The 24,130-nt window shown below is 51.4% G+C and carries 15 protein-coding genes; all 15 read left to right on the top strand.

Going from position 1 to position 24,130, the window contains the following annotated elements; all coding sequences use genetic code 11:
* Window positions 1-86 precede the first annotated feature (86 nt).
* Entirely contained in the window at window positions 87-1,127 is a 1,041-nt protein-coding gene (locus CWM47_RS22290) for a LacI family DNA-binding transcriptional regulator (RefSeq protein WP_100990394.1), read from the top strand.
* A gap of 87 nt (window positions 1,128-1,214) precedes the next feature.
* Window positions 1,215-2,456 (top strand): mandelate racemase/muconate lactonizing enzyme family protein, encoded by a 1,242-nt coding sequence (locus CWM47_RS22285; protein WP_100990393.1) that lies wholly within the window; start codon window positions 1,215-1,217, stop codon window positions 2,454-2,456.
* 273 nt (window positions 2,457-2,729) lie between these two features.
* Window positions 2,730-5,861 (top strand): SusC/RagA family TonB-linked outer membrane protein, encoded by a 3,132-nt coding sequence (locus CWM47_RS22280; RefSeq protein ID WP_100990392.1) that lies wholly within the window; start codon window positions 2,730-2,732, stop codon window positions 5,859-5,861.
* A gap of 47 nt (window positions 5,862-5,908) precedes the next feature.
* Window positions 5,909-7,444 (top strand): SusD/RagB family nutrient-binding outer membrane lipoprotein, encoded by a 1,536-nt coding sequence (locus tag CWM47_RS22275; protein ID WP_100990391.1) that lies wholly within the window; start codon window positions 5,909-5,911, stop codon window positions 7,442-7,444.
* A gap of 159 nt (window positions 7,445-7,603) precedes the next feature.
* Entirely contained in the window at window positions 7,604-8,959 is a 1,356-nt protein-coding gene (locus CWM47_RS22270; protein ID WP_100990390.1) for an enolase C-terminal domain-like protein, read from the top strand.
* Window positions 8,960-9,241: 282 nt separating this feature from the next.
* Window positions 9,242-10,489: a galactonate dehydratase gene (gene dgoD, locus CWM47_RS22265; protein ID WP_100990389.1), complete on the top strand. Its 1,248-nt coding sequence runs from the start codon at window positions 9,242-9,244 to the stop codon at window positions 10,487-10,489.
* Between the two features lie 48 nt (window positions 10,490-10,537).
* Window positions 10,538-13,528 carry a SusC/RagA family TonB-linked outer membrane protein gene (locus tag CWM47_RS22260; RefSeq protein ID WP_100990388.1) on the top strand — a complete coding sequence of 997 codons (2,991 nt, stop codon included), beginning with the start codon at window positions 10,538-10,540 and terminating at the stop codon, window positions 13,526-13,528.
* Between the two features lie 21 nt (window positions 13,529-13,549).
* Window positions 13,550-15,028 carry a RagB/SusD family nutrient uptake outer membrane protein gene (locus CWM47_RS22255; protein ID WP_100990387.1) on the top strand — a complete coding sequence of 493 codons (1,479 nt, stop codon included), beginning with the start codon at window positions 13,550-13,552 and terminating at the stop codon, window positions 15,026-15,028.
* A gap of 125 nt (window positions 15,029-15,153) precedes the next feature.
* Window positions 15,154-16,143 carry a hypothetical protein gene (locus tag CWM47_RS22250; protein WP_100990386.1) on the top strand — a complete coding sequence of 330 codons (990 nt, stop codon included), beginning with the start codon at window positions 15,154-15,156 and terminating at the stop codon, window positions 16,141-16,143.
* Window positions 16,144-16,361: 218 nt separating this feature from the next.
* Window positions 16,362-18,620 (top strand): outer membrane protein assembly factor BamB family protein, encoded by a 2,259-nt coding sequence (locus CWM47_RS22245; RefSeq protein ID WP_100990385.1) that lies wholly within the window; start codon window positions 16,362-16,364, stop codon window positions 18,618-18,620.
* A 22-nt stretch (window positions 18,621-18,642) separates the two neighbouring features.
* Entirely contained in the window at window positions 18,643-19,650 is a 1,008-nt protein-coding gene (locus tag CWM47_RS22240; RefSeq protein ID WP_100990384.1) for a 2-dehydro-3-deoxygalactonokinase, read from the top strand.
* A complete protein-coding gene (locus CWM47_RS22235) occupies window positions 19,647-20,345 on the top strand; it encodes a bifunctional 4-hydroxy-2-oxoglutarate aldolase/2-dehydro-3-deoxy-phosphogluconate aldolase (protein ID WP_100990383.1) in 699 nt (232 codons plus the stop codon). Before CWM47_RS22240 ends, CWM47_RS22235 begins: the two co-directional genes overlap by 4 nt.
* 189 nt (window positions 20,346-20,534) lie before the next feature.
* A complete protein-coding gene (locus tag CWM47_RS22230; protein WP_100993995.1) occupies window positions 20,535-21,824 on the top strand; it encodes an MFS transporter in 1,290 nt (429 codons plus the stop codon).
* Window positions 21,825-21,836: 12 nt separating this feature from the next.
* A complete protein-coding gene (locus CWM47_RS22225) occupies window positions 21,837-22,832 on the top strand; it encodes a 3-hydroxyacyl-CoA dehydrogenase family protein (protein WP_100990382.1) in 996 nt (331 codons plus the stop codon).
* 127 nt (window positions 22,833-22,959) lie between these two features.
* A complete protein-coding gene (locus CWM47_RS22220; RefSeq protein ID WP_100993994.1) occupies window positions 22,960-24,039 on the top strand; it encodes a dipeptidase in 1,080 nt (359 codons plus the stop codon).
* Window positions 24,040-24,130: the final 91 nt, after the last annotated feature.

The following is a 24,130-nucleotide window of genomic DNA, read 5'->3' as shown; positions in this document are numbered from 1 at the left end:
AAACGATTAACTATATATTTGTTTGATTTTGTTAGCGGCACCCATCTATCCATCCTACCGTGTCAGCAGGATCATTTATAGCGAGCATGAGTAAGACAAAGGTGTCTATAAAAGACATAGCCCAAAAAGCGGGCGTTTCAACAGCGTTAGTGTCTTATGTGCTTAACGGAAAAGAAAAAGAGAGTCGGGTTGGGCAGGAAATTGCATTGAAGGTTAAGCAAATAGCGACAGAATTAAACTACCAGCCAAGCCATTTGGCGAAGAGTTTGCGAAGCGGAAAAACACACACCATTGGGCTGATTATAGCCGATATATCGAACCCGTTCTTTGCGAATATAGCCAGGGTAGTTGAAGACGAAGCAAAACGGAACGGGTATACGGTCATCATTGGCAGTTCAGATGAAAACGCCGACAAGTCACGGGACTTACTGGATGTACTGATTAACAGGCAAGTTGATGGATTTATCATTGTTTCGGCAGAAGACTCGAAAGAACAGATTCAGCTTTTACTAGATAAGCATATTCCCTTTGTTTTATTAGACCGGTATTTCCCGGAAATACCAACCGATTTTGTTTCGACAGACCATTACAGAGCCTCGTATGACGCAGGTACCCATTTAATCAGGAACCAGTATCAACGCATTGGGATGATTGCTTATGATTCGCAACTTTTCCATATGCAGGAGCGCATCAGAGGGTATCAGGATGCGCTGAGAGACAGTAAGGTTACCGGTCAGGAACACTGGTTAAAACGGATAAAAATCAACGCGATTGACGCCGGTGTAAAAGCGGCCATTGATACTATGCTGGCGGCTGATGAACCCGTCGATGCGCTCTTATTTGCGACATATAGTCTGGCTGTAAGTGGCCTGAAACATATAAATAGCCTGGGTATAAAGGTGCCGGATGATTTAGGCATTGTCAGTTTTGGCCAGGCCGAAGTTTTTGAGCTTTATTATTGCCCCATAACCTATTTGAAACAGCCCATTGTATTGCTGGGCCAAACTGCCGTTGAATTACTGGTGAAAAAATTGACGCACAAATCAACTGAACCCGCGCAGATACTTATGAAAGCAGAATTGATCGAACGAGCCTCGTCAAAAACAAAAAAGAGCGTGGTCACCTAGTTTTAAACCCTTGCTTAACCGATTAAGCAAGCACTTTTCTTTACAAATTCATTGCCACTAACTGATTATTCCTATTCCCTTACCTTCATGGAAAGAAGAAACTTTCTTAAGTCTGCATTGGTCGGTTCAACAGCTATTTGGAGCGGTCTGCCCATGAGCATGGCGCAGGCGGCTCCAAAATTAAAAATCACAAAAATCAGGTATTACAGTGCCCCCGGTTATAACAAACCCCTCTTCAACCAGGCTCGCGGCATTGTTGAAATCTATACCGATGGGGGCGTTATCGGCATTGGCGAAGGCGGCTCTAAAGATATGATCGAGCAGTGCGCTCAGATGATTATTGGCGAAGATCCGTTTCGCATTGAGCACCTCTGGCAAAACGTGTACCGGGGCATGTTTTATCCACCCGGTCGGGAGAAATTGCACGCGCTTGGAGCGTTGGAAATGGCCTTATGGGACCTTAAAGGAAAAGCCCTGGGCGTACCAGTCTATGACTTGCTGGGCGGGGCCACCCGCGACTATGTTGAATGTTACGCCACTGGCTTTCGGGCTTCCAAAGCCAAAACAGAAGAAGAACGGGCGCGGGATTGTATCGAAGCGGGCCTGCGAGCCTACCGAATTGGCCCAACCGGCGGCAACGGCGATCAACCCTTTGACTTTTATGACAACGCCAAAAAGACCATCGAATTTTGCAAGCGAATTGACTCGGCGGTTGGTGGTGGCGGCAAATGGGCACTTGATCTGCATACACGTTTTGATACCACCGAAGGCATCAAAATCTGCAGGGCGCTTGAGAATATGGAGCCTTATTTCGTAGAGGACATTGTTCGGTCTGAAAATCCGGCTGTTTATAAAACCGTCCGGCAGATGACCACCGTACCTATTGCGGTTGGCGAACAATTTGGCGACCGCTGGGACATCAACGAGCTCATTGAACAGCGCCTGATCGACTATACGCGAATTACCTTACCTAATACGGGCGGCATTGGCGAATTCAAGAAAATTGCCGCTCTGTGCGAAACACACTATGCGGGTATGATTCCGCACTTTACCGGCCCTCTATCCACGGCGGCACTGGTGCATGTACTTGGTTCCAGCAGCCCAACGCGCTGCCTGATGGAACTGGGCGGTGGTGAACCCGAACGGCCCGATTATTTCAATGAGGATTTCATAAACTTCAAAAACGGCAAATTATACCTGAATCCGGCGCCGGGTCTGGGTGTCAAATTCGATCCCAAAAAAGCAACGTTTGTGCTGGAAGTAGCGGCCAAAACGCAGTTTCCACACCCGATTTTGAAAAGCCCGGATGGTGCCATTCATAACTGGTAAGCGTGCCCATGTATCAGACAGCATCCTGCTGTCTGGCCGTTAGGCTAAAATACACTACTTACCCATTGGGATTTGACTACTTGTGGTCATTTTTTAGCCTGACGGCCAGACAGCAGGATGCTGTCTGATACGACTACCAAAACCATACAAAATCCGACCTTATAGCTGGATTGAGGAGTCATTTTCAGAGCCCCCGTAAATTGTAATTATATCAATTTAAAGTATTGATATAAATGGATGATTTTGCCTTTTAAACCTTAATCTCTATTGAACATGAACAAAGCTCTAATTCTACTTTTTCATCTACTCGTGTGTAGTAGTCTGGCATTTGCCCAGACGAACAAAATAACCGGTAGAGTAACCGGACCCGATAAGGAGGGACTGCCCGGTGTAAACGTTCTAGTTGGCGGCACATCGGTAGGTACCGCCACCGATGCTTCAGGTAATTATTCGATCAATGCACCCGCTACCGCTTCGCTGATTTTTTCCTATATCAGTTACGTAAGCCAGACGGTACCAATTAACAATCGCTCCATCGTCAATGTACAATTAATAGAGGATGCCAAAGCCATCGACGAAGTTATCGTTACAGCGCTAGGTATCAAGAAAGAAGCCAAAACGCTGGGCTATGCAACCGCAACGGTTAATGCCGATCAGATTTCTGTGAACCGTACGCCCAATTTTGTAAGCGGATTGCAAGGCAAAATGGCGGGTGTAAACATTACCACGATGGGAACAGGCCCTGCCGGAACAGCCAAAATCCGTATTCGCGGGCAGTCGTCTTTCAGCGGACAAAACAACCCGCTCATCGTAGTGAATGGGGTGCCAATCGACAACTCCAACTACTCCCTCGGGGGTGATTTTGGCTCACGTGCCGCCAACAGTTCCGACGGGGGCGATGGCCTGAGCAGTATCAATCCTGACGATATCGAAACCATGACCGTGCTGAAAGGCGCTACCGCAGCGGCCTTATACGGCTCCCGTGCCAAAGACGGCGTGGTCATGATTACCACCAAAAGCCGGGGGGCGGGCAAGGGGTATAGCGTTACATACAACACCAACTTCACCACCGATACTCCACTGGATTTTACCGATTTTCAGTACGAATATGGGCAGGGTGAGGGCGGCAAACGACCCACCACTCCAGACCCTACATCGGGAGTGTGGAGCTTCGGCGAGAAGTTTCAGCCGGGCATGACACAGGTGCTGTTCGACAATAAAACCTACCCCTACGAACCCGTCTATAATCGGGTGAAGCAGTTCTACCGCGTAGGCACCAACTTTACCAACACCGTTACCGTGGCAAATAACGGGCAGAATGGTGGGTTCAGCCTGTCATTTGGCAATACCGACAACAAGGGAATTATGGAGAATAATACCTTCAACCGCAAAGTAATTAACCTGGGGTTCACTCAGAACATCACCAGCAAGTTAACGGCATCGGGAAATATCAATTACTCGAAGGAGAATAACATCAACCCGCCCCAGTTGAATACGCAGGATTTTTCGGTCTCGACGGTGGTTTTCACCCTGGCCAATTCCATGCCCTTCGACGCCCTCCGCGACAACCAGACCAAGCCCAACGGTGATGAGTATGTGTTCTCGCGCTTTCTGGTGCGTAACAACCCCTACTATTCCATGAGCCGCCACTTCGAAAACATCCGGCGCGACCGTCTGTTTGGCAATGTGGCCCTTAAGTACCAGTTTACCGACTGGCTCTATTTACAGGCAAGAATTGCTCAGGACTATTACATACGTAATCAGGATTACAACATTCCGAACGGGTATGCACCCATTGCCAAAGCACCCGTTGGCTACGTAAACGGCTCGTACACACAGGATGTACGCCAGAATACCGAACGAAACCTGGACTTCATTCTGGGGGCCAATAAAACCTTCGGAAAAATTGGCGTAGACATTACGCTCGGCGGCAACGCGCGTTATGCCCGGAATGACTACAACAGCGTGACGGTGCAGGATTTCGTGACACCGGGACTGTACACGGTGGCCAATGGCCGGATCAAAAACCCTATTTACGCGCTGGCCGAGAAGAACATCAACTCCCTGTTTGGGGCGGCAACCCTCTCCTATCGGGATTACATGTTCCTGAACGTAACGGCCCGAAACGACTGGTTTTCCACGCTGGCACCGGCAAACCGCAGCATTCTTTACCCCTCCGTTACGAGCAGTTTTGTGTTCTCACAGGCCTTTGAAAACCTGCCCCCCTGGCTGTCGTTTGGGAAGTTGCGAGCAGCCTATGCGCAAGTGGGTTCGGATAACGTAGATCCGTATTCCAACGCGCTTTATTATGCCGTTGACAATAACTCGTTTCCCAATCCGTCGGGGCAGTTGGTACCGGTGGGGGGCATCAATGCAACGGTCGTTCCAAACAAAAACCTCCGTCCGCTCCGCATTCAGGAAGCCGAAGTTGGTCTGGAATTAAAGCTGTTTAACAGCAAATTAGGCCTCGACTTTACCTATTACCACAAAACTACCGACGATCAGATTCTGGCCGCCCAGATCTCGGATGCCTCGTCGTATACCAGCAAGCTGATCAACGTAGGCCGGAGTATGAATCAGGGCCTTGAGATACTACTCACCGGCTCGCCCGTTGTTTCCCAGAACTTCCGGTGGGATGTAAGCGCCAACGTCTCCTACAATACCTCGAAAGTCCTGCGCTTAGGGTTGTCGCCCAATGATACTGTCATCACAGTGAACAGCGGTGGTGGACGGACGCTGAATCAGGTTGTTGGCAAACCAATCGGGCAACTGTACACCTTCACGTATCTGCGCGATGCACAGGGGCGGCAGGTGTTCGACCAGAATAGCGGCATGCCTCTACGCAACAATACCCTGAAAAATGTGGGCAATGCGCTCCCAACTTATTTCGGGGGTATCACCAATACGTTCACCTATCGGGGCATTTCATTATCTGCCCTGATCGACTTTAAGCTGGGGCATAAAATGATTGCTGGCCGGAACATAAACTACATGCGCCACGGCCTGTCGAAACGGACGCTACCGGGTCGGGATGTGGGCTACGTGATCGGTAACGGTGTCAATCCTAACGGTGAAATAAACCAGACAAAAGCGGCTGTACAACCATTCTACGAATCCATTAACCCATTGGGAATCAACGAAGATTTTGTCTTTAACGCTGGCTTCTGGAAACTGCGGCAAGTTTCGCTGGGCTATGATTTCAGCAAGCTTCTCCCCCAGGGGCTTTTCATCAAAGGTCTGAAACTGAATGCCGTAGCCAACAACGTCCTGATTATCAAGAAATGGACGGAAAATATGGACCCCGAAGAAGCGCTTGTTTCGTCGGATAATGGCGTGGGACTCGATTTCTGGCCCGGTCTGCCCCCTACCCGCAGCATCGGTTTTAACCTGAATGTTCGATTCTAATTTTTCTGTCGTCTCTCAAAAATGACAAAATCCAAGCGACAAACATCATGAAAACAAATCTCAATTATATACTAGCGTTAGGCCTGTCACTGAGTCTTCTTTCAGGCTGCGATCAGGGCTTCGACGAGGTGAATATAAACAAGGTTGACCCAACGTCCCTGTCTCCTTCGATGGTGCTCAACAAGGGCATTATCAGCACGAACTACCTCGACGGATTTGGTACGCTGGGTATGCTGACCTACAATTTCGGCATTGTCCAGCAGATCATTACCCCTTATGGCAGCTCATTGTCGGGGGCTAATTACGATCAGATCAATGGGGGTAATACACCCCTGGTGTGGGTAAATTTTTACCGCAACGTGCTCAAACAACTGGTGGCGGTGATTGATCAAACCAAAAGCGATCCCTTACAATCCAACACCTACAATGCAGCCCGTATCTGGAAAGCTTACATCTTCATGATCCTGACCGATACTTATGGGGACATTCCCTATTTTGAAGCGGGACAGGGCTATACCAACGAGATCATCACGCCCAAATACGATCCGCAGGAGGCTATCTACAAGGATATTTTGAAGGAGCTCGACGAAGCATCGGCAGCTCTGACTACGGCACAGTCGCCGGTTGTTACGGACATTCTGTATGGTGGCGACGTGGCTAAATGGAAAAAACTGGGATACTCCTTTATGTTACGGGCTGGCATGCGCTTAACCAAGGTCGATCCGGCAACGGCCCAGTCGTATGTGACCAAAGCCGTTACGGGTGGGGTGTTCCAATCGAATGCCGACAACTCGATCATTCGGCATACAGCCATTTACAACAACTACATTGCCAACCACTTAGCCGCCCGCGAAAAAACCAACTTCTACCTCGCTGCCCCCTTTGTGAATTATCTGAAGGCCAATAACGACCCCCGGTTACCCATTTTTGCCGTGCGCTATGTAGGTGCCAAAGGTGGTCAGGAGCAGGTGGCCGCACGGGCCTCCTCTGACCCGGCAGTTCAGATTGGCATGCCGATGGGCTATAACGATGTCTCGATCAATACCGTGCTGGCGCAGAATAATGTGGCAAGCCTGTGGGACTTTTCACAGGTCAACCTGAACACGGTGCTTAAACTTGACGCTCCCGAATTTCACATCACCTACGCACAAGTTCAACTCCTGCTGGCCGAAGCGGCTGTTCGCGGATGGGTGGCGGGGGCGGCTGCCGACTATTTTGCCAAAGGTATTCGAGCCAATCTGGAACAAATGGCATCGTATGGGTCAACCCTGCCGGAAGCATCCATCAAAGCGTATCTGGACGCTCACCCGCTGGATGCCGCCAAAGCACTGGATCAGATCAACACGCAGTACTGGGTAGCGTCTTTTCTGGACGGTAACGAAGCGTTCGCCAATTTCCGGCGCAGCGGTTTTCCAGCCTTGACCAAAAACCCTTATCCCGGCTCTGAAGTAAAAGGCGACTTCATCCGGCGCATGCCGTACCCTGACAGCGAGATAGTTGTTAACTCGGGCAAATTAAACGAAGCCATTGCGCGACAGGGTCCTAACACGCTCGATACGCGGGTTTGGTGGGATAAGAAGTAGTTTTTACAATAAGTGTATCAGTGTATCAGACAGCATGGCTCCGACCACCCGGCCTGCTGTCTGATACATAAAATCAGCACCGATAAGCTCAGTTTTAAAAGCGGTAAATACCCGAAGCATCAGACTTTCAATCATTCAAAACTCTTTACTAAATCATTCATGAATAAACCTGATCAAAGCCGACGCGACACGTTAAAAATGCTTGGTGCTGGCTCTACAGCCGGTTTGTTAAGCCTTTTTGGTGGTATCTCTACGGCCGAAGCCCGCGAACAACAGGTAGTCCCGCAGTATGCCAAAGGATTGGCACCCGTCAAGATCAAAAGTGTTAAAGCCATCGCCACGGCTCCACAAGGCTCTAACCTGATTGTGGTGAAGGTCGAAACTACGGAGCCGGGCCTTTATGGGCTGGGTTGCGCCACTTTCACCCAGCGGGCGGCCACCGTCATTGTCGCCATCAACACCTACCTCAACGAGTTTTGCGTTGGCAAAGACGTTGACAATATCGAAGACATGTGGCAGGCCGCTTACGTGAGTTCCTACTGGCGAAACGGGCCGGTCCTTAACAACGCCCTGAGCGGACTCGATCAGGCACTTTGGGACATCAAAGGCAAACGTGCCAATATGCCTGTCTACCAGCTACTTGGCGGCAAAGTTCGTTTCGCTATTCCGTGCTACACCCACGCGGGCGGCAATACCCCCGAAGCCTGCGCCGACAGTGTTAAGAAGTTCATGGATGATGGCTTCAAATACATCCGTATTCAGCAGGGCGGCTACGGGGCCGTAGGTGCCACTGCCGACAAACCCGATTTTAAAGCCGCTGGCTTTGGGGGCGAAACGGATAATTACATGAATGAACGGCTGTATTTGAAATCGGTGCCCAAGATGTTCGAAGTTGTTCGCAAACAGTGCGGTGAAGAGATCGAACTACTCCATGACATTCACGAGCGGGTACAGCCTATCGACGCCATTAACATGATCAAGCGGCTAGAAGAATTCAAACCGTTCTTCATTGAAGATCCGTTCTCGCCGGAAAACATGAAGTGGTTCGCGAATCTTCGGCAGGCGACTTCGGTGCCCATCGCGATGGGCGAGTTGTTCAACAACATCAACGAGTTCAAAGAACCGATGATCAACCAGTGGTTCGATTTCATTCGGATACACGTTTCGCAGATTGGCGGCATCAGCCCGGCCATAAAAGTGGCTCGTTTGGGCGAGTGGTTCAACATCCGCACGGCCTGGCACGGCCCCGGCGATGTGTCGCCGGTAGGGCACGCAGCTCACGCGCATATTGATCTGGCTGTCTGGAACTTCGGCATTCAGGAAGCGGTGCAGTTTTCGGAGAAGACACAAGCCGTTTTCAGTGGTTGCCCAACGATGAACAAAGGGTATATGTCCGTCAATGAGGTACCGGGTCTGGGTGTCGATATCAACGAGAAAGAAGCGGCAAAATATCCCATCAGCACTAAGTCGAACTGGCAGGTACGAAAAATGGATGGGACGATTATCAGGCCGTAGGATTACCACCCCCAACTGGCCCAACCACCCCCAACCCCCTCCTAAAACAGGAGGGGGCTTTCTATAAGGGTAGCTATTTTAAGGTTTCCACCTGTCTTTAGGGGAAGTAAGAAAACTTTCTTATAAAGGTTGCCGGGACAAAGACAAGGATACCCTTCGGCATAGCCCCCTCCTGTTTTAGGAGGGGGTTGGGGGTGGTAAAATGGGGTGGTAAAGCCCTCACACCCCACCCCCCTCTTGCTTAACCGATTAAACAACCATCTCCTTTACTCCTGAACCTGCATGAAATCATCAAATAAAAAAACCGGCATATCCCGACGAGCGGCCATACAGTCGGTGTTGGGCGTAACGGGTATGACGGCAATGGCCCTACCCAAATCGTCCTATGCTGCCAATCCCGGCCACTTTGCCGATTACAGTAAGGTGAAGATTACCAGGCTGGAAACCTTTCTGGTCAAGCCCCGATGGATCTTCCTGAAAATCCATACCGATGTGGGTGTCGTCGGACTGGGTGAGCCGCTGCTAGAAGGTCGGGCGCTCACGATACAAACGGCCATCAAAGAAGTAGAATCGTACCTGATCGGGAAAGATCCCCGGCACATTGTTCACCACTGGCAGGCCATTTACCGACAAGCTTTTTACCGCGGTGGCCCCATCCTGACGAGCGCCCTGAGCGGTATCGACCAGGCGTTATGGGACATTAAAGGCAAGCTCCTCAACGTGCCGGTTTACGAATTACTAGGCGGCCCTACCCGCGACCGGGTGCGCGTATATGGCCGGGCGAGTTCGGGCGAGGAGATAAAGAAACGCAAGGCCGAAGGGTACACCGTCATTAAAACGGGGGTGTACAAAAAAGACCCTGCCAACTTTATCGAAAACCCCCGATTCATTAGAAATGCGATCAATAATTTTGCCGAGTTGCGGCAAGCCGGGGGCGACGATATGGATATTGCCATCGACTTCCACGGCAACATTCCACCGCAGACCGCCAAAATTCTGATCAAAGAACTGGAGCAGTACCAGCCCATGTTCGTGGAAGAACCCTGTCAGGCACAGAACGTAGATACGATGGTCGACATTGCGCGGGGAACTCACCTGCCCATTGCCGCCGGGGAACGGATTTTCACCAAATGGGGCTTCCGTGAATTGCTGGAGAAAAAGGCCGTCAGCATCGTTCAACCCGACCTCTGTCATGCGGGTGGCATTACGGAAGGCCGCCTGATTGCAGGTATGGCCGAAGCTTACTATGTCCCCATTGCCCCGCACAACCCAATGGGGCCAATCTCGCTGGCCGTTGGTCTACAATTAGCCGCCAGTGTCCCGAATTTTCTAGTACAGGAGCAAGTCTCGCTGGGCGAAGGATACTTAAAGAACCCCTTCAAATTACAAAAAGATGGAACGGTTATGATTCCGCAAGGGCCCGGCTTGGGTGTCGAGTTGGACGAAGCTCAAATGAAAGACAAAATCGGCCACGACTGGAAAAACCCGGAATTATACAATGCGCTTGATGGCTCAGTAGTCGACTGGTAGTCAATATTTTAAACACAATCAATTCCCTTTTACTCAATCAATTTTACCATGAAAAAAAATGTAAAACTTTTCCTTTTACTGTTGTTTCTGGGCCAGGGCTATGCCTTTGCACAAAACTCCAGAGTGACCGGCAAAGTCACCGGCCCCGACAATCAGGGGCTGCCGGGCGTCAATGTCCAAGTTAGTGGCACGACTGTGGGTACAGCAACCGATGTATCCGGGAATTTTACGCTGAATGCACCGGGTACGGGTTCGCTGGTGTTTTCGAACATCGGTTATGTTGGTCAAACGGTGGCGATTGATGGCCGCTCGGTTATTAATGTTCAATTGGCCGATGATCAGAAAACGCTCAACGAAGTGGTGGTCGTTGGTTACGGCACGCAGCGAAAAACGGACGTAACGGGTGCGTTAACGGCTATTTCTACCAAGGATTTTGCTCAACAGCCCATTACCCGTCTGGATCAGGTTTTACAGGGGCGGGCGGCCGGTGTTCAGGTAACCCAGGCCAATGGAGCGCCGGGTGGTGATTCGCGCATCCGGGTTCGGGGGGCCAACTCGGTGTTGGGCAATAACAACCCGCTCTACGTGGTGGATGGGTTTGTTGGTGCCGATTTCAACTTCGTGAATCCGAGTGATATTGAGACCCTTCAAATCCTGAAAGATGCCGCGTCTACGTCTATTTACGGAAGTCGGGGTGCGAACGGGGTAGTCATTATCACGACAAAAAAAGGGTCGAAAGGTATCAAGGTGATGTATGAAGGGCAGGCCAGTACTTCGGATATAATCAAGCGTTTCGATGTACTGCCCGCCGGTGAATTTGCCGACATTGTGAATGCACGGGCGTTGGCTACAGGGTCGAATCTGCCTTTTACGGCCGATCAGGTTGCGGGCTTCAAACAAACCGGCGGCACCGACTGGCAGGGGCTTGTCTACCGAAAAGGAAGCGGCCAACAGCACCAGGTGACGGTTTCGGGAGGCAGCGACAAAACAACCTTTATGATTTCGGGAAACTACGTTGGGCAGTCGGGTATTGTTCAGAACAGCGATTTCAAACGGTATATTCTCCGGTCTAATTTTACGTCACAGATTAACGACAAACTATCGCTGCGGCTCAATTTATCGGGATCGAAAACCCACAATCATAATACCAATGGCGGTGGCGCCCTCATTCAGGTACTGGCCTGGGCACCTACCACACCCGCCTACGGTGCCGACGGTCAGCCTACGTTTACGGACCCAATTGGGTCAGTTTACCGAAACCCTATCGACTACTTATACGACCAATCGGCTGATGTTGACCGGGCTACGTTCAACGCCATTGGTGGCCTTAACTATAAACTGCCGATCAAAGGGCTTTCGCTGGACGTGTCGTATGCCATTAATTACCTGAACGCGCAGAATCTCAATTTTACCGGCAAGCGGCTTTCCAACAACAACCCCAGTGCCAGCCGCTATTCGGCAGAACAGGTAACGCTGCAAAACACCAACAATCTGAATTATAACCTGACGGTTGGTAATCACTCGATCACAGCGGTGGCCGTTTTGGAAACGCAGCAGTTCACAAACCGGGACTTCACCGCTACGGCTACGGGTTTGCGATTCCCGCAATTAGGCTACGACAACATAGGCGGCAATTCGGCGGCTTCGGTGGCTTCGTCCTATTCGAAATCGACGTTACTTTCCTTGCTGGGCCGGGTGAATTATGCGTATAAAGACAAATACCTGATAACGGCCGCCGTTCGGCGCGATGGTTCGTCCAAGTTCAGCCCCGAAAATCGGTACAGCGTTTTCCCGTCTGTAGCCGCAGGCTGGCGGTTGTCGGAAGAGAAATTCATCAAAAACCTCAACATTTTCAGTAACCTGAAACTGCGCGGAAGCTGGGGAATGACGGGCAGTCAGGCCATCAATTCATACGCCACCCTGTCGCCCTACACCACCACATTCGTCGCGTTCAATAACACGGCGGCCGTGGCGGGCGTAATTCAGGGCAATCAGGGAAATAGAAACCTGAAATGGGAAACTACCCGCCAGACGGACGTAGGGCTGGAAATGGAGTTCTTGAACGGTCGAGTTCGCATTGAAGCCGATTATTTCCACAAAAACACCACCGACCTATTGCTCAATGCCGCCTTACCAAGCTACGCCGGTGGCGGAACCCAGACCCGGAACATTGGCGAAATAGAGAACAAAGGGTTTGAATTTTCAATTGGCGGTACGCCCCTCACCGGCACAGGTTTCCGCTGGGAGACAAACCTGAATTTGTCGACTTTGCAGAATAAGGTTATCAGCCTGGGCGGCTTGCCCCGGCTGGGTACCGGCACCGGTGTGGGTGCAGGTATGTCGACCACCAACGAGTTTATGCTCATGCCCGGCGAACCCCTTGGCTCCTATTGGGGCCTGAACTACCTCGGCACCTTTAAACCCAACGAAGCCGATCTGGCTGCCAAATTTGGCCGCGTTCCGGGCGACCCTCACTACCAGGACCTCAACGGCGACAACTCAATTACTACCGATGATTTCCAGATCATTGGCCGCGCATTTCCTAAATTAACGGGTGGCTGGAACAACACGTTTACGTATAAAGGACTAACACTGAACGTGTTCTTCAATGGTGTATTTGGCGTCGATAAGCTCAACTACACGCGGGCGGCTGCGCTGTCGGGTGCGGGCGATGCCCGGCAGTTCATCCTGTCGGAAATTCGGGATTACTACCGCCCCGGCAACGAAACGTCGGACATACCGGCGTTCACGAAAACCTATCAGCCCTTCACTCAATCCAGCCGATTCATTGAAAACGGCAGTTTTGTTCGGTTGAAAAACGTGAGCCTGTCCTATACGATACCACCGGCCTTCATTCACAACAAAGGAAGTATCCGGGTATTTGCCAGCGCGACTAACCTGCTGACGATCACCAAATACAAAGGGCCCGATCCGGAAACAAGCAACGTGGGTTCCACGACAGATACAGCAATTGGTATCGACTACGGTTCCTACCCAAATTCAAAAACATACACAATCGGCCTCAATCTGGGTTTCTAAGCCCGTCAAACTCGTTGAAACATGAAAAAGATAACACTCTTTATAGTTGCGGTTATGCTGGTGGCAGGCTGCAAAAATTACCTCACTGAAGATACGACGGGCTTGCTTTACGGCCCAAATGTACTGTCGACGCAGGATGGTCTGGAATCTGCCCTGACAGGTGCTTATAAAGGATTGGGTTCCCAATGGACATACGGATTTATTCACCCATCGGCCAATGGCGCCGTGCTTGGGGCCGATGACGTAACGACGCACCCGGCCAGCAACAAAGCCGACTGGCGGGAGTTTGACCAGTTCAACGTATCGACAACCAATCAACGGTCGGGGGCGGTGTATAATGGCTGCTACAAAGCCATTCAGGGTGCGAACAACGTCATTAATAATTACTCAAAAACCGTTGGCACCAAGGCCACAATCGACATCATTGCGGGTGAAGCGTATTTTATCCGTGGGTTTTCCTACTATTGGCTCACCCGGTTTTATGGCAACATTCCGCTCGTTCTGGCGGGTGAATATTCGGATAGTTTGCTCACGATCAAGAAGTCGACACCAGCGCAGATTTATGAGTTAATCATATCTGATTTGAAGAAAGCCGAAACCTTGCTGCCCAACACCAAACGTGATCCGGGTCGTCCGAACGTTGGTTCGGCCAAGGCGTTTCTGGCGGATGTGTATCTGACGATGGCGGGCTGGCCCCTGAAACAAACCGACAAATATGATCTGGCTGCGGCCAAAGCCAAAGAGGTAATCGACAACCGGGCTACCTATGGTTTTCAACTTCTGCCAACCTTTGCGGCCGTATTCGAAAATGACCCGGCCGTGGCGGGCACTGCCGAAGCCGTTTACCAGATCAGTGGCTTTGCGGCTGGTAGTGGTACGGCCAATGCGACTTATGGCAATACCACCATGCCGGGTGAAGAAGGCGGCTGGGACGATATGTTTGCCGAGCTTAATTTTTTCAACTCGTTCCCCGCTGGTCCGCGAAAAGATGCCACCTTCCGGACGGAGTTTGGCCTGGGCACAACCACCATTCCCTGGCAGCAAAGCCTGACCAAGCACCCGTATTACAAGAAGTGGTACATCAAGGGCAACATCGTAACGTCGAGCATTTCGTTACCTTCGGTCATGATGCGCTACGCTCACGTATTGACCATTTATGCCGAAGCCAAAGCACGCGGAGCGGGTGGCCCCGATCAGGCGGCCTACGATGCGCTCAACCAGATTCGGTTGCGGGGTTTACCTGCGGGCACCAAAGCGTTATCGTCAGCCGACGGCTTGACAGCCACTCAATTTGCCGACGCTGTGGTACAGGAACGAGCCTGGGAGTTTGCCTGCGAGCGCACACGCTGGTTTGACCTGATTCGGCTCGAACGGGTCGAAGCGGCCAATGCAGCCAAAAGCCCCGACGATCTGCAACCCATCAAGGCCATTACGAAGGCAAACTATTGGTTTCCATTGCCGTATACCGATACGTCAATTAATCCGAATTTGAATCAGTGAGGTGAGTGGTGTGAGTGAGTAGTGGTGGAGTGGTGCTAGTGGTGTCGGGTCCTGGAACGCCACTAGCACCACTCCACTCACACCACCTACTCCACCTACTTCACCTACTCTACTCGAATCAACTCATGAACAACCTAAGCCTCTTGAAACGAATCGTCCTCCCTGTTTTTGCCTTATTCAGTATTGGCACTACCCTACCCGTAGCCGAATGGCCACAGGCTGACCTGTCAAACGGAATTATTCAAACTACTCTTTATCTGCCGGATACCAGCCAGGGGTATTATCAGGGTACTCGTTTCGACTGGGGCGGGGCGTTCAAAAGCCTTACCTATAAGGAGCATAGTTTCATTGACCAATGGTTTGAGAAGTATGATCCCAAAATGCACGACGCCATCAATGGCCCCGCCGAAGAGTTTACGCCACTTGGCTATGCAGAGGCCAAACCCGGCGAAACGTTCGTCAAGATTGGTGTTGGAACACTTCGTAAGCCAGATGACAAACCGTACACCTTTGCGGCCTACTACGACGTAGCCGACCACGGAAAATGGACTGTAAAACGGCACAAAGACCGCATCGACTTCACGCATGAACTAAGCGACCCGTCGGGCTACGGCTACCGCTATCGCAAAACGGTGAGACTCGTGAACGGGAAGCCGGAAATGGTGCTGGAACACAGCCTGACCAACACTGGCAAGCTGCCGATCAAGACGAGTGTATACGACCACAATTTCTTTATCCTGGACAAACAGCCCACCGGCCCGACGGTTAACATTCAGTTTCCGTTCGAGGTAAACGCAGAAGGAAAGGGCTTTGGCAGTACGATTCAGGCACAAGGAAACCGGCTTGTTTATTCGCGCGATTTAGAGAAAAAAGAGCAGGTCTACAGCGCCGGTTTGCAGGGATTCAAACCTGTTGCTACCGATTATAACATCCGCATCGAGAACCAGAAAACGGGCGCGGGCGTCCACATCACCAGCGACCAGCCTATGGAAAAACTGGTTTACTGGGCCTGCGCAACCACCTCCTGCCCCGAGCCCTACATACGACTGGAAGCAGCCCCCGGTCAGGAAGTTAGCTGGAAGATCGTGTACGGGTTTTATGAGAAAACGAAGTAATGTTTACTGAAAACACCACCCCCAACCGAAGCGTCGGACCGTCCCCTCCTAAAACAGGAGGGGGCTATGCTGAGGGGCAGCCTGTTCTTGGCTCCACCTGTATGAAGATGGGACTGTGCCAAGAGTACCCTTGTTTAAGCCCCCTCCTGTTTTAGGAGGGGACGGTCCAACGCTTCGGTTGGGGGTGGTAAAACCCCATTAACAACCTAAACTCATCAATGAATACATTCCTGAAATCCTTAGTTGGCCTGCTGATTCTGGGAAGTTTTATATCCCTGAAAGACGACAAGCCCCCCGTTAAACAGTCGCCCCCGAACGACGACTGGCCAACCTATGGGGGTAACAATGCGGGTAATCGTTACTCGCCTTTGTCGCAGATCAATACCCAAACCGTAAAGCAATTGCAACTGGCCTGGGCATATGATACGGGCGATAATAAAGACGCGTCGCAACGGGGCATGGACATCCAATGCCAGCCCATTGTGATAAAAGGCGTCCTCTACGGCACATCGCCCCGCATGAAACTCTTTGCCGTCGATGCCGCCACCGGCAGGCAACACTGGCAGTTTGACCCCTTCGCCGACCCGGACAAGAAACCCCGATTTCATCCGGTACGCGGGGTCATGTATTGGGAATCTGGCGATGACAGACGGATACTCTATACCGTTGGCTCGTTCCTGTATGCCGTCAATGCATCGACGGGCAAACTGATCGAAAGCTTCGGCAACAATGGTGCGGTCGATTTGCACGAAGGACTGGGCGATAAAGAAACCCTCGGCCATGAGATCGCCAACCTGTCCATTCGCGTTACGACACCGGGCGTTATCTATAAAGACTTGTTAATTACAGGCTCGGCCGTGAACGAAGGGGGCGACGCGCCACCGGGCTACATTCGGGCGTTCAATGTGCGGAGCGGCAAGCTGGAATGGGTGTTCCGAACCATTCCATTGCCCGGCGAATACGGCTACGAAACCTGGTCTAAAGATTCATACAGGAAGCTGGGGGGAGCTAATTGTTGGGCCGGGCTGGTTGTCGACGAAAAGCGGGGTATGGTCTATGCCGGTACGGGCTCGCCCTCCGTCGATTTTTATGGCGGGGCCAGAGAGGGGCAAAACCTCTTTGCCAACTGTGTTATTGCGCTGAATGCAAAAACCGGCAAACGGGTGTGGCATTTCCAAACCGTGCATCACGATATGTGGGACCGCGATTTACCCTGTCCACCCAACCTCATTACCGTAAAACATAACGACCCCAACGGTCGGCCCCGGCTGGTCGATGCGGTGGCACAGGCGACTAAAGATGGGTACGTGTTTGTGCTTGATCGGGATACCGGCAAACCGCTGTTTCCGGTAAAGGAGGTGCCCGTTATCATGTCGCCCGCTTTACCCGGCGAACACCCCTGGCCTACGCAACCCGTCCCAACTAAACCGGCTCCGTTTGTTCGGCAGGAGTTAACGGAAGACGAAATCACGACCCGCACGCCCGAAGCCCACGCCTACGTACTCGACCGCTATCGCAACAGTCGGCATGGCAGCAAATACATGCCCCCCAGCGAAGAAGGCACGTTGTATTATGGCTTTGGCGGTGGGGCCGAGTGGGGCGGTAATGCCGCCGACCCAGACGGCATTCTGTATCAAAATGCCAATACAATGCTCTGGTGGCTGAAAATGCGGGACGTTCGCGCTCAGGGCAATGGCGTAGCCTTGTCACGCGGAGGTAGCCTGTTCAACACAAACTGCGCGGTATGTCACGCGGCAGGCAGTCAGACAGCAAGCGGCAAATCGGGCGGGGCAAGTCAAACAGCGCAGGCGTATCCTGACCTGACCGACGTTGGCAAACGACTGACCAAAGAACAAATCAGTACCATTCTGACAACTGGACGCGGCCGGATGCCTTCCTTTGGGCATCTTTCCGGCGATGATCGGGAAGCTATTATCCGCTTCCTGCTAAAACTGGACACCAGGTCAGTGACAACGCCCATAGCGGCCAATGATCAGCACAGTTCGGTGGTGAACACGGCGACGCCCGAAGGTGCTGACTTTCCATATAGTCCACCCTACCTGAACAATGGCAACACACAGTTTCGGGATCAGGATAACTATCCGGCCATCAAACCACCCTGGGGCACATTGAACGCTATTAACCTGAACACCGGTGAGTACCTGTGGCAAGTGCCGCTGGGCGAATATCCGGAACTGACAAAGAAAGGCATTCCGCCCACCGGTACAGAAAATCACGGTGGGCCAATCGTAACGGCAGGCGGACTGGTTTTCATTGCGGCTACGTATGACGAAAAGCTTCGGGCATTTGATAAGAAAACGGGCAAAATCGTGTGGGAATACAAATTGCCCGCCGGTGGTTTTGCCACGCCCATCACCTACATGGTGAATGGAAAACAGTATATCGCTATTGCTGCGGGTGGAACCCGCTACGGCCTGAAATCCGGCGGTTCATACGTTGCCTTTGCATTACCGTAAGTCGTACATAAAAAGTGAATTAATGAAAAACTATCTATTAGGTTGTGATTGGGGCACCTCCTCGTTTCGGCTACGGCTCATAGACAGCACGAACCTTCAGCTTATTGGCGAAATCAGATCATCGGAAGGTGTTGCCAGTACGTTTACCGACTGGAAAATGAACGGAGAAAGTCAGGGAATTGTCCGGGCACAGTTCTTTCGTCAGCAATTAAAAAGGCAGGTCGATTTATTATCCACCAAAGTAGCGGGTAACCTGGCCGGTATTCCTATCATTGTTTCCGGTATGGCTTCGTCTTCCATTGGCATGGAGGAAGTGCCCTATGCGACCCTGCCTTTTCCGGTCGATGGTAGCCGGGCCAGCACAAAACGACTTTCGGCACAGCCCGATTTTCCGCACGACATTACCCTCATTTCGGGCGTTCAAACGCAGCACGATGTGATGCGTGGGGAGGAAACGCAGCTTATTGGTTTACTGGCGCTATTGGATATACAGCATTATACGCCCGAAGTCTCTATTCTTATTTTTCCCGGTACTCATTCAAAGCACATCTACATTCAACATCAGCAGGTTATTGACTTTCAGACCTTTATGACCGGTGAAGTGTTTAATCTTATGGCGATGAACAGCATTTTAAAGGACTCTGTTTCGCTAACCGAACGAAACACATTTTCGACTAACGAACTCGACGCGTTCAAATTAGGGGTTAATGAATCCAATTCTCCATCCATCCTGAACAGCTTATTTCGGGTGCGGACAAATCAATTGTTCGGCAAATTGACTAAGACCGAAAACGCCCTGTATTTAAGTGGATTATTGATAGGTGCCGAACTAAAAACGCTTGTCGACCAAGAGCAGTGGCAACTGATTTTATGCAGTGGAAATAATTTGTATGAGCTGTACAAGCTAGCAATGGAAGAACTTCAGTTGAGTGAACGAACAACGACTATTTCTGCCGATCTAATTGATCAAGCAACCATTGCCGGACAAGTCAAGATTGCCCAAATCCAATTCGTAACCTTACCAAAATGAGTCGACAACCATTCTCCTGGGAGTTATTTTATAAAGCGCCCGTCGTAGGCATTATCAGAGGGTTGCAGCCCGATGACATTAACCAAATCCTCCCCGTGTACCGGGAAGCGGGCCTGACAACCATCGAAATAACGATGAACACTGCCGGTGCCGAAGCCATTATTCAACAGGCAATAGACCACCACAGCGAGGGCCTGAACATCGGTGCCGGAACGGTTTGCACGCTCGACGATCTGGACAAGGCACTGGCAGCGGGTGCCCAGTTTATTGTTACGCCCGTCATCAGCAAAAAAGTCATAAAAGCCTGTGTGAAGCACGGAGTCCCTATTTTCCCCGGTGCATTTACCCCCTCCGAAATCTACAAAGCCTGGTCATTAGGCGCGTCGATGGTCAAGGTGTATCCGGCTACGTCGCTCGGCCCAGAATACATCAAGGATGTAAAAGCACCCCTTAACCAATTGAAACTCATGCCTACGGGTGGTATCAGCCTCGATAACATGGCCGCCTATTTTAAGGCTGGTGCCGATGGCTTAGGCATCGGGAGCCACCTTTTCGACAAGAAGCTTATTAACGAGAAGAACTGGGCTGGCTTGACAAACCATCTACGGGATTTTGTCGAACGAATGCAGAAGGCAATTTCACCACCGGCAACCGTCTTACCACCGGCATCGGCCGCCCGGCCCACCCCCTCCTAAAACAGGAGGGGGCTTTGAAACGGGGTATTCTTGTTCTAGTTCCTTCCTGTTATAAGTGGAACCGAGAGTGGAACATCCTTCGGCATTGCCCCCTCCTGTTTTAGGAGGGGGTTGGGGGTGGTGAAAAGCACGAGTAAATACCCACGTCCGAAATCTCTACTCATCCTAAACCCCCTACCCCCTGTGACTATTTCCAAAACCAATAACTACCGATGGATTATCGTCATTTTATTATTTACGGCAACAACCATCAACTACCTCGACCGCCAGATAATAGGGTTATTAAAACCCATTTTAGAGGTTGAATTTAGCTGGACCGAAACCAATTTCGCCCGGATTGTCATTGCCTTCACGGCTGCTTACGCTGTCGGTTTGCTGGTGTTCGGCTGGTTCATTGACAAGGTTGGCACAAAACTAGGCTATACCGTCACCATCATCTGGTGGAGTGTGGCGGGTATGCTCCATGCCTTGGCCCGAAGTGCGTTTGGATTTGGCGTTGCCCGCGTTGGATTAGGGCTGGGCGAAGCGGGAAATTACCCGGCTGCGGTAAAGACCGTAGCAGAGTGGTTTCCACAGAAAGAACGCGCCCTGGCAACAGGACTATTCAATGCCGGGACAAGCATTGGCGTGGTAGCGGCCCTGCTGATTGTGCCCTGGATACTGAATAACTACGGCTGGCAGGAAGTATTCTGGATTACAGGCGCAATGGGATTTGTATGGCTCATTTTCTGGCTGGTATTTTATGAAATACCAGCCAAACAGAAACGACTATCGGCAGAAGAATACAGGTATATCGTCAGCGGTCAGGAAGCCGAAACGAAAAAGAAACTGCCCGTCAAGTGGTTTAAGCTGTTCACGTTGCCGCAAACATGGGCACTCATTACGGGCAAAGGACTCATTGACCCCATTTACTGGTTTTTCCTGTTCTGGCTTCCCTCCTACTTTTCATCTACGTTTAAGCTGGATCTAAAAAAGCCGAGCCTGGAACTGATGCTTATCTACCTGGCTACCACCGTGGGCAGCATTGGCGGAGGGTATTTATCGTCCTGGCTCATAAAACGGGGATGGCCAACGCTGAAAGCCCGAAAAACGGTTCTTATCATATTTGCCGGGTTGGAATTATCCATTATCCTTGCTCAATTTGCAACGGATGTCTGGGTAGCCGTGGGGTTGATTAGTTTAGCGGTGGCCGTTCACCAAGCCTGGGCAACGAATGTATTTACGCTGGCGTCCGACCTTTTTCCGAAACAAGCCGTCAGCTCAGTGGTTGGGATTGCAGGGATGGCCGGAGCCGTGGGAGGAATATTCTTCCCGATGCTGGTTGGTGATTTACTGGATACGTACAAAGCAGCCGGAAACCTATCGGGTGGCTACAACGTGTTATTCACCATCTGCGGATGCACCTATCTGATCGCCTGGCTGATCATTCATTTGCTTACGAGAAAACCGAAATTAGTCGATATAAGCCAACTTACTTAACCTGGCCATTAAATGAACCAACCATTAAATCCGGCAGAAATACCCGTAAGCGTCGTAGGGCTGGGTCTGATGGGCTGTAGCATTACCGTCTGTCTGCTGATTGCAGGTCATCCGGTAGTGGCCGTTGCCCCGCTCCCGGTCGATATGGAAACGGCCGAGCCCCGTATTCGGGAGCATCTGACCAAAGCATTTGACAAGGGACTAATTACCAAAAGCCCCGAGCTTTACCTGGAGAAACTGACTATTACCGAAGACTACGGCCTGCTGAAACCCTGCAGGCTTGTACTTGAATGTACGCTCGAAGATATCGCCATCAAGAAAGCCGTTTACAACAAAATCGACGCCGTTGTTGCCGATGATACTGTGATTACCAGCAACACCTCGGCCATTCCGATCAGTATTCTCCAGCGGCAAATTCGGTTGCCGGAGCGATTTCTGGGTCTGCATTGGGCCGAACCTTCGCACACCACCCGCTTTCTGGAAATCATCTGTGGCGACTTAAGCGATCAACAAACCGGCGACTGGCTTTATGAACTCGCGCATTTATGGGCCAAAGAACCAACGCTGGTACGCAAGGATATTCGGGGGTTTATTGCTAACCGGCTGGCCTACGCTATGTATCGCGAGGCTTTCAATCTGGTAGAAAACGGGTACGCTACGGTTGAGGATGTGGACCGCGCCTGCCGAAACAATACCGGCTACTGGATGACATTGGTAGGTGTTTTCCGGTGGATGGACCTGACGGGCGTAGCGGCTTATCACACCGTTATGAAAGATTTATTCCCGACCCTTAGCAACCAGACCGAAGTACCCAAACTCATCGACGATATTGTGAAAGCGGGGGGCAAAGGCGTACAAAATGCCCACGGGTTCTACGAATACACCCCTGAAGAAGCCAAACTCTGGAAGGAAACCTACGAAGAATTCAGCTACGACATTCGTAAACTGGCCCTCAAATACCCGGCCGATGTGGTGAAGAAGAAGCTGGGAGAAAATACTGAAGACTAGTCTGACTGTACCAGACAGCATCCCTGCTGTCTGAGCCGCGATAGCGGCTGATAAATTTCCCTGCACTAACACTTAGCCTTCCGCTCAGACAGCAGGGATGCTGTCTGGTACAAAACTAAACACATACATGTTCATCATCGACGCCCACCTCGACATGGCGCTGAACGCCATCGAATGGAACCGGGACTACCGGCTTTCGGCTTATCAACTCCGCGAACTGGAAGCGGATTTGACCGATAAAATAGACCGGGCGAAAGGCACCGTTTCCCTGCCCGACCTCCGCCGTGGCAACATCGGTCTGGTGGTAGCCACGCAGATTGCCCGCTTCAACCAAAGCAACGGCAACCTGCCCGGTGCTGGCTGGAACTCTCCCGAACAGGCCTGGGCTATGACGCAGGCGCAACGGGCCTGGTACGAAACAATGGTCGATGCAGGCGAGATGGTCCAGATTCTGGATCGGGCCAGTCTCGAAAATCACTTGACGCTGTGGCTCGACGAAAGCATTGCCAACGACAAGAAGCCCGTTGGTTATATTCTCAGTCTGGAAGGTGCCGACTCGATAGTAAACCTGTCGTACCTCGAAAAAGCCTATAACTATGGCTTACGGGCACTTGGCCCCGCGCATTACAGTACGGGGCGGTATGCGCCCGGCACCGGCCTGACGGGTCCGTTGACCGCCCAAGGGCGCGAGTTGGTCAAGGAAATGGATCGGCTGGGGATTATTCTGGATGCAACACACCTTACCGACGACGGCTTTACCGAAGCGTTGTCTTTATACAAGGGGCCAGTCTGGGCCAGTCACCACAACTGTCGGGCGTTGGTGCCACACCAGCGGCAACTCACCGACGACCAGATCAAGCAGTTAACTGAACGGGATGGGGTCGTTGGCGGGTGCTTCGACGCCTGGATGATGAAGCCCGGTTTCACCCAGCGCGTGAGCAACCCCACCGAATTCGGTATCAGTCTCGAAACCATCATCGACCACTACGACCACATCTGTCAGCTCACCGGCAACAGCCAGCACATTGCCATCGGCAGCGACCTCGACGGCACGTACGGCATCGAACAATCCCCCAGCGACCTCGACACAATCGCCGACTTACAGAATCTGACCGGACTGCTCACCAAGCGAGGCTACTCGCCCGAGGACATTGAAAATATCTTCCATAAAAACTGGCTACGGTTTTTGCGGGGAGCGTGGAGGTGATGGCATAGTCAACCCCGTTGGGGTTGTTGCCACAAGGCACATCTGTCATACCCTGAAGTACCTGCTAACCCCGGATTGCATCCGGGGTTAG

This window comes from Spirosoma pollinicola, from assembly GCF_002831565.1.
GTDB classification, from domain to species: domain Bacteria; phylum Bacteroidota; class Bacteroidia; order Cytophagales; family Spirosomataceae; genus Spirosoma; species Spirosoma pollinicola.
This window is presented reverse-complemented; position numbering and strand designations above follow the sequence as displayed.

Excerpts from the sequence above, each read along its gene's own strand:
- CWM47_RS22285 (WP_100990393.1), top strand. The coding sequence starts at position 1,215 with ATGGAAAGAAGAAACTTTCTTAAGTCTGCATTGGTCGGTTCAACAGCT.
- CWM47_RS22275 (WP_100990391.1), top strand. The coding sequence starts at position 5,909 with ATGAAAACAAATCTCAATTATATACTAGCGTTAGGCCTGTCACTGAGT.
- CWM47_RS22245 (WP_100990385.1), top strand. The coding sequence starts at position 16,362 with ATGAATACATTCCTGAAATCCTTAGTTGGCCTGCTGATTCTGGGAAGT.
- CWM47_RS22250 (WP_100990386.1), top strand. The coding sequence starts at position 15,154 with ATGAACAACCTAAGCCTCTTGAAACGAATCGTCCTCCCTGTTTTTGCC.
- dgoD (WP_100990389.1), top strand. The coding sequence starts at position 9,242 with ATGAAATCATCAAATAAAAAAACCGGCATATCCCGACGAGCGGCCATA.
- CWM47_RS22270 (WP_100990390.1), top strand. The coding sequence starts at position 7,604 with ATGAATAAACCTGATCAAAGCCGACGCGACACGTTAAAAATGCTTGGT.
- CWM47_RS22235 (WP_100990383.1), top strand. The coding sequence starts at position 19,647 with ATGAGTCGACAACCATTCTCCTGGGAGTTATTTTATAAAGCGCCCGTC.
- CWM47_RS22225 (WP_100990382.1), top strand. The coding sequence starts at position 21,837 with ATGAACCAACCATTAAATCCGGCAGAAATACCCGTAAGCGTCGTAGGG.
- CWM47_RS22240 (WP_100990384.1), top strand. The coding sequence starts at position 18,643 with ATGAAAAACTATCTATTAGGTTGTGATTGGGGCACCTCCTCGTTTCGG.
- CWM47_RS22260 (WP_100990388.1), top strand. The coding sequence starts at position 10,538 with ATGAAAAAAAATGTAAAACTTTTCCTTTTACTGTTGTTTCTGGGCCAG.
- CWM47_RS22290 (WP_100990394.1), top strand. The coding sequence starts at position 87 with ATGAGTAAGACAAAGGTGTCTATAAAAGACATAGCCCAAAAAGCGGGC.
- CWM47_RS22220 (WP_100993994.1), top strand. The coding sequence starts at position 22,960 with ATGTTCATCATCGACGCCCACCTCGACATGGCGCTGAACGCCATCGAA.
- CWM47_RS22255 (WP_100990387.1), top strand. The coding sequence starts at position 13,550 with ATGAAAAAGATAACACTCTTTATAGTTGCGGTTATGCTGGTGGCAGGC.
- CWM47_RS22280 (WP_100990392.1), top strand. The coding sequence starts at position 2,730 with ATGAACAAAGCTCTAATTCTACTTTTTCATCTACTCGTGTGTAGTAGT.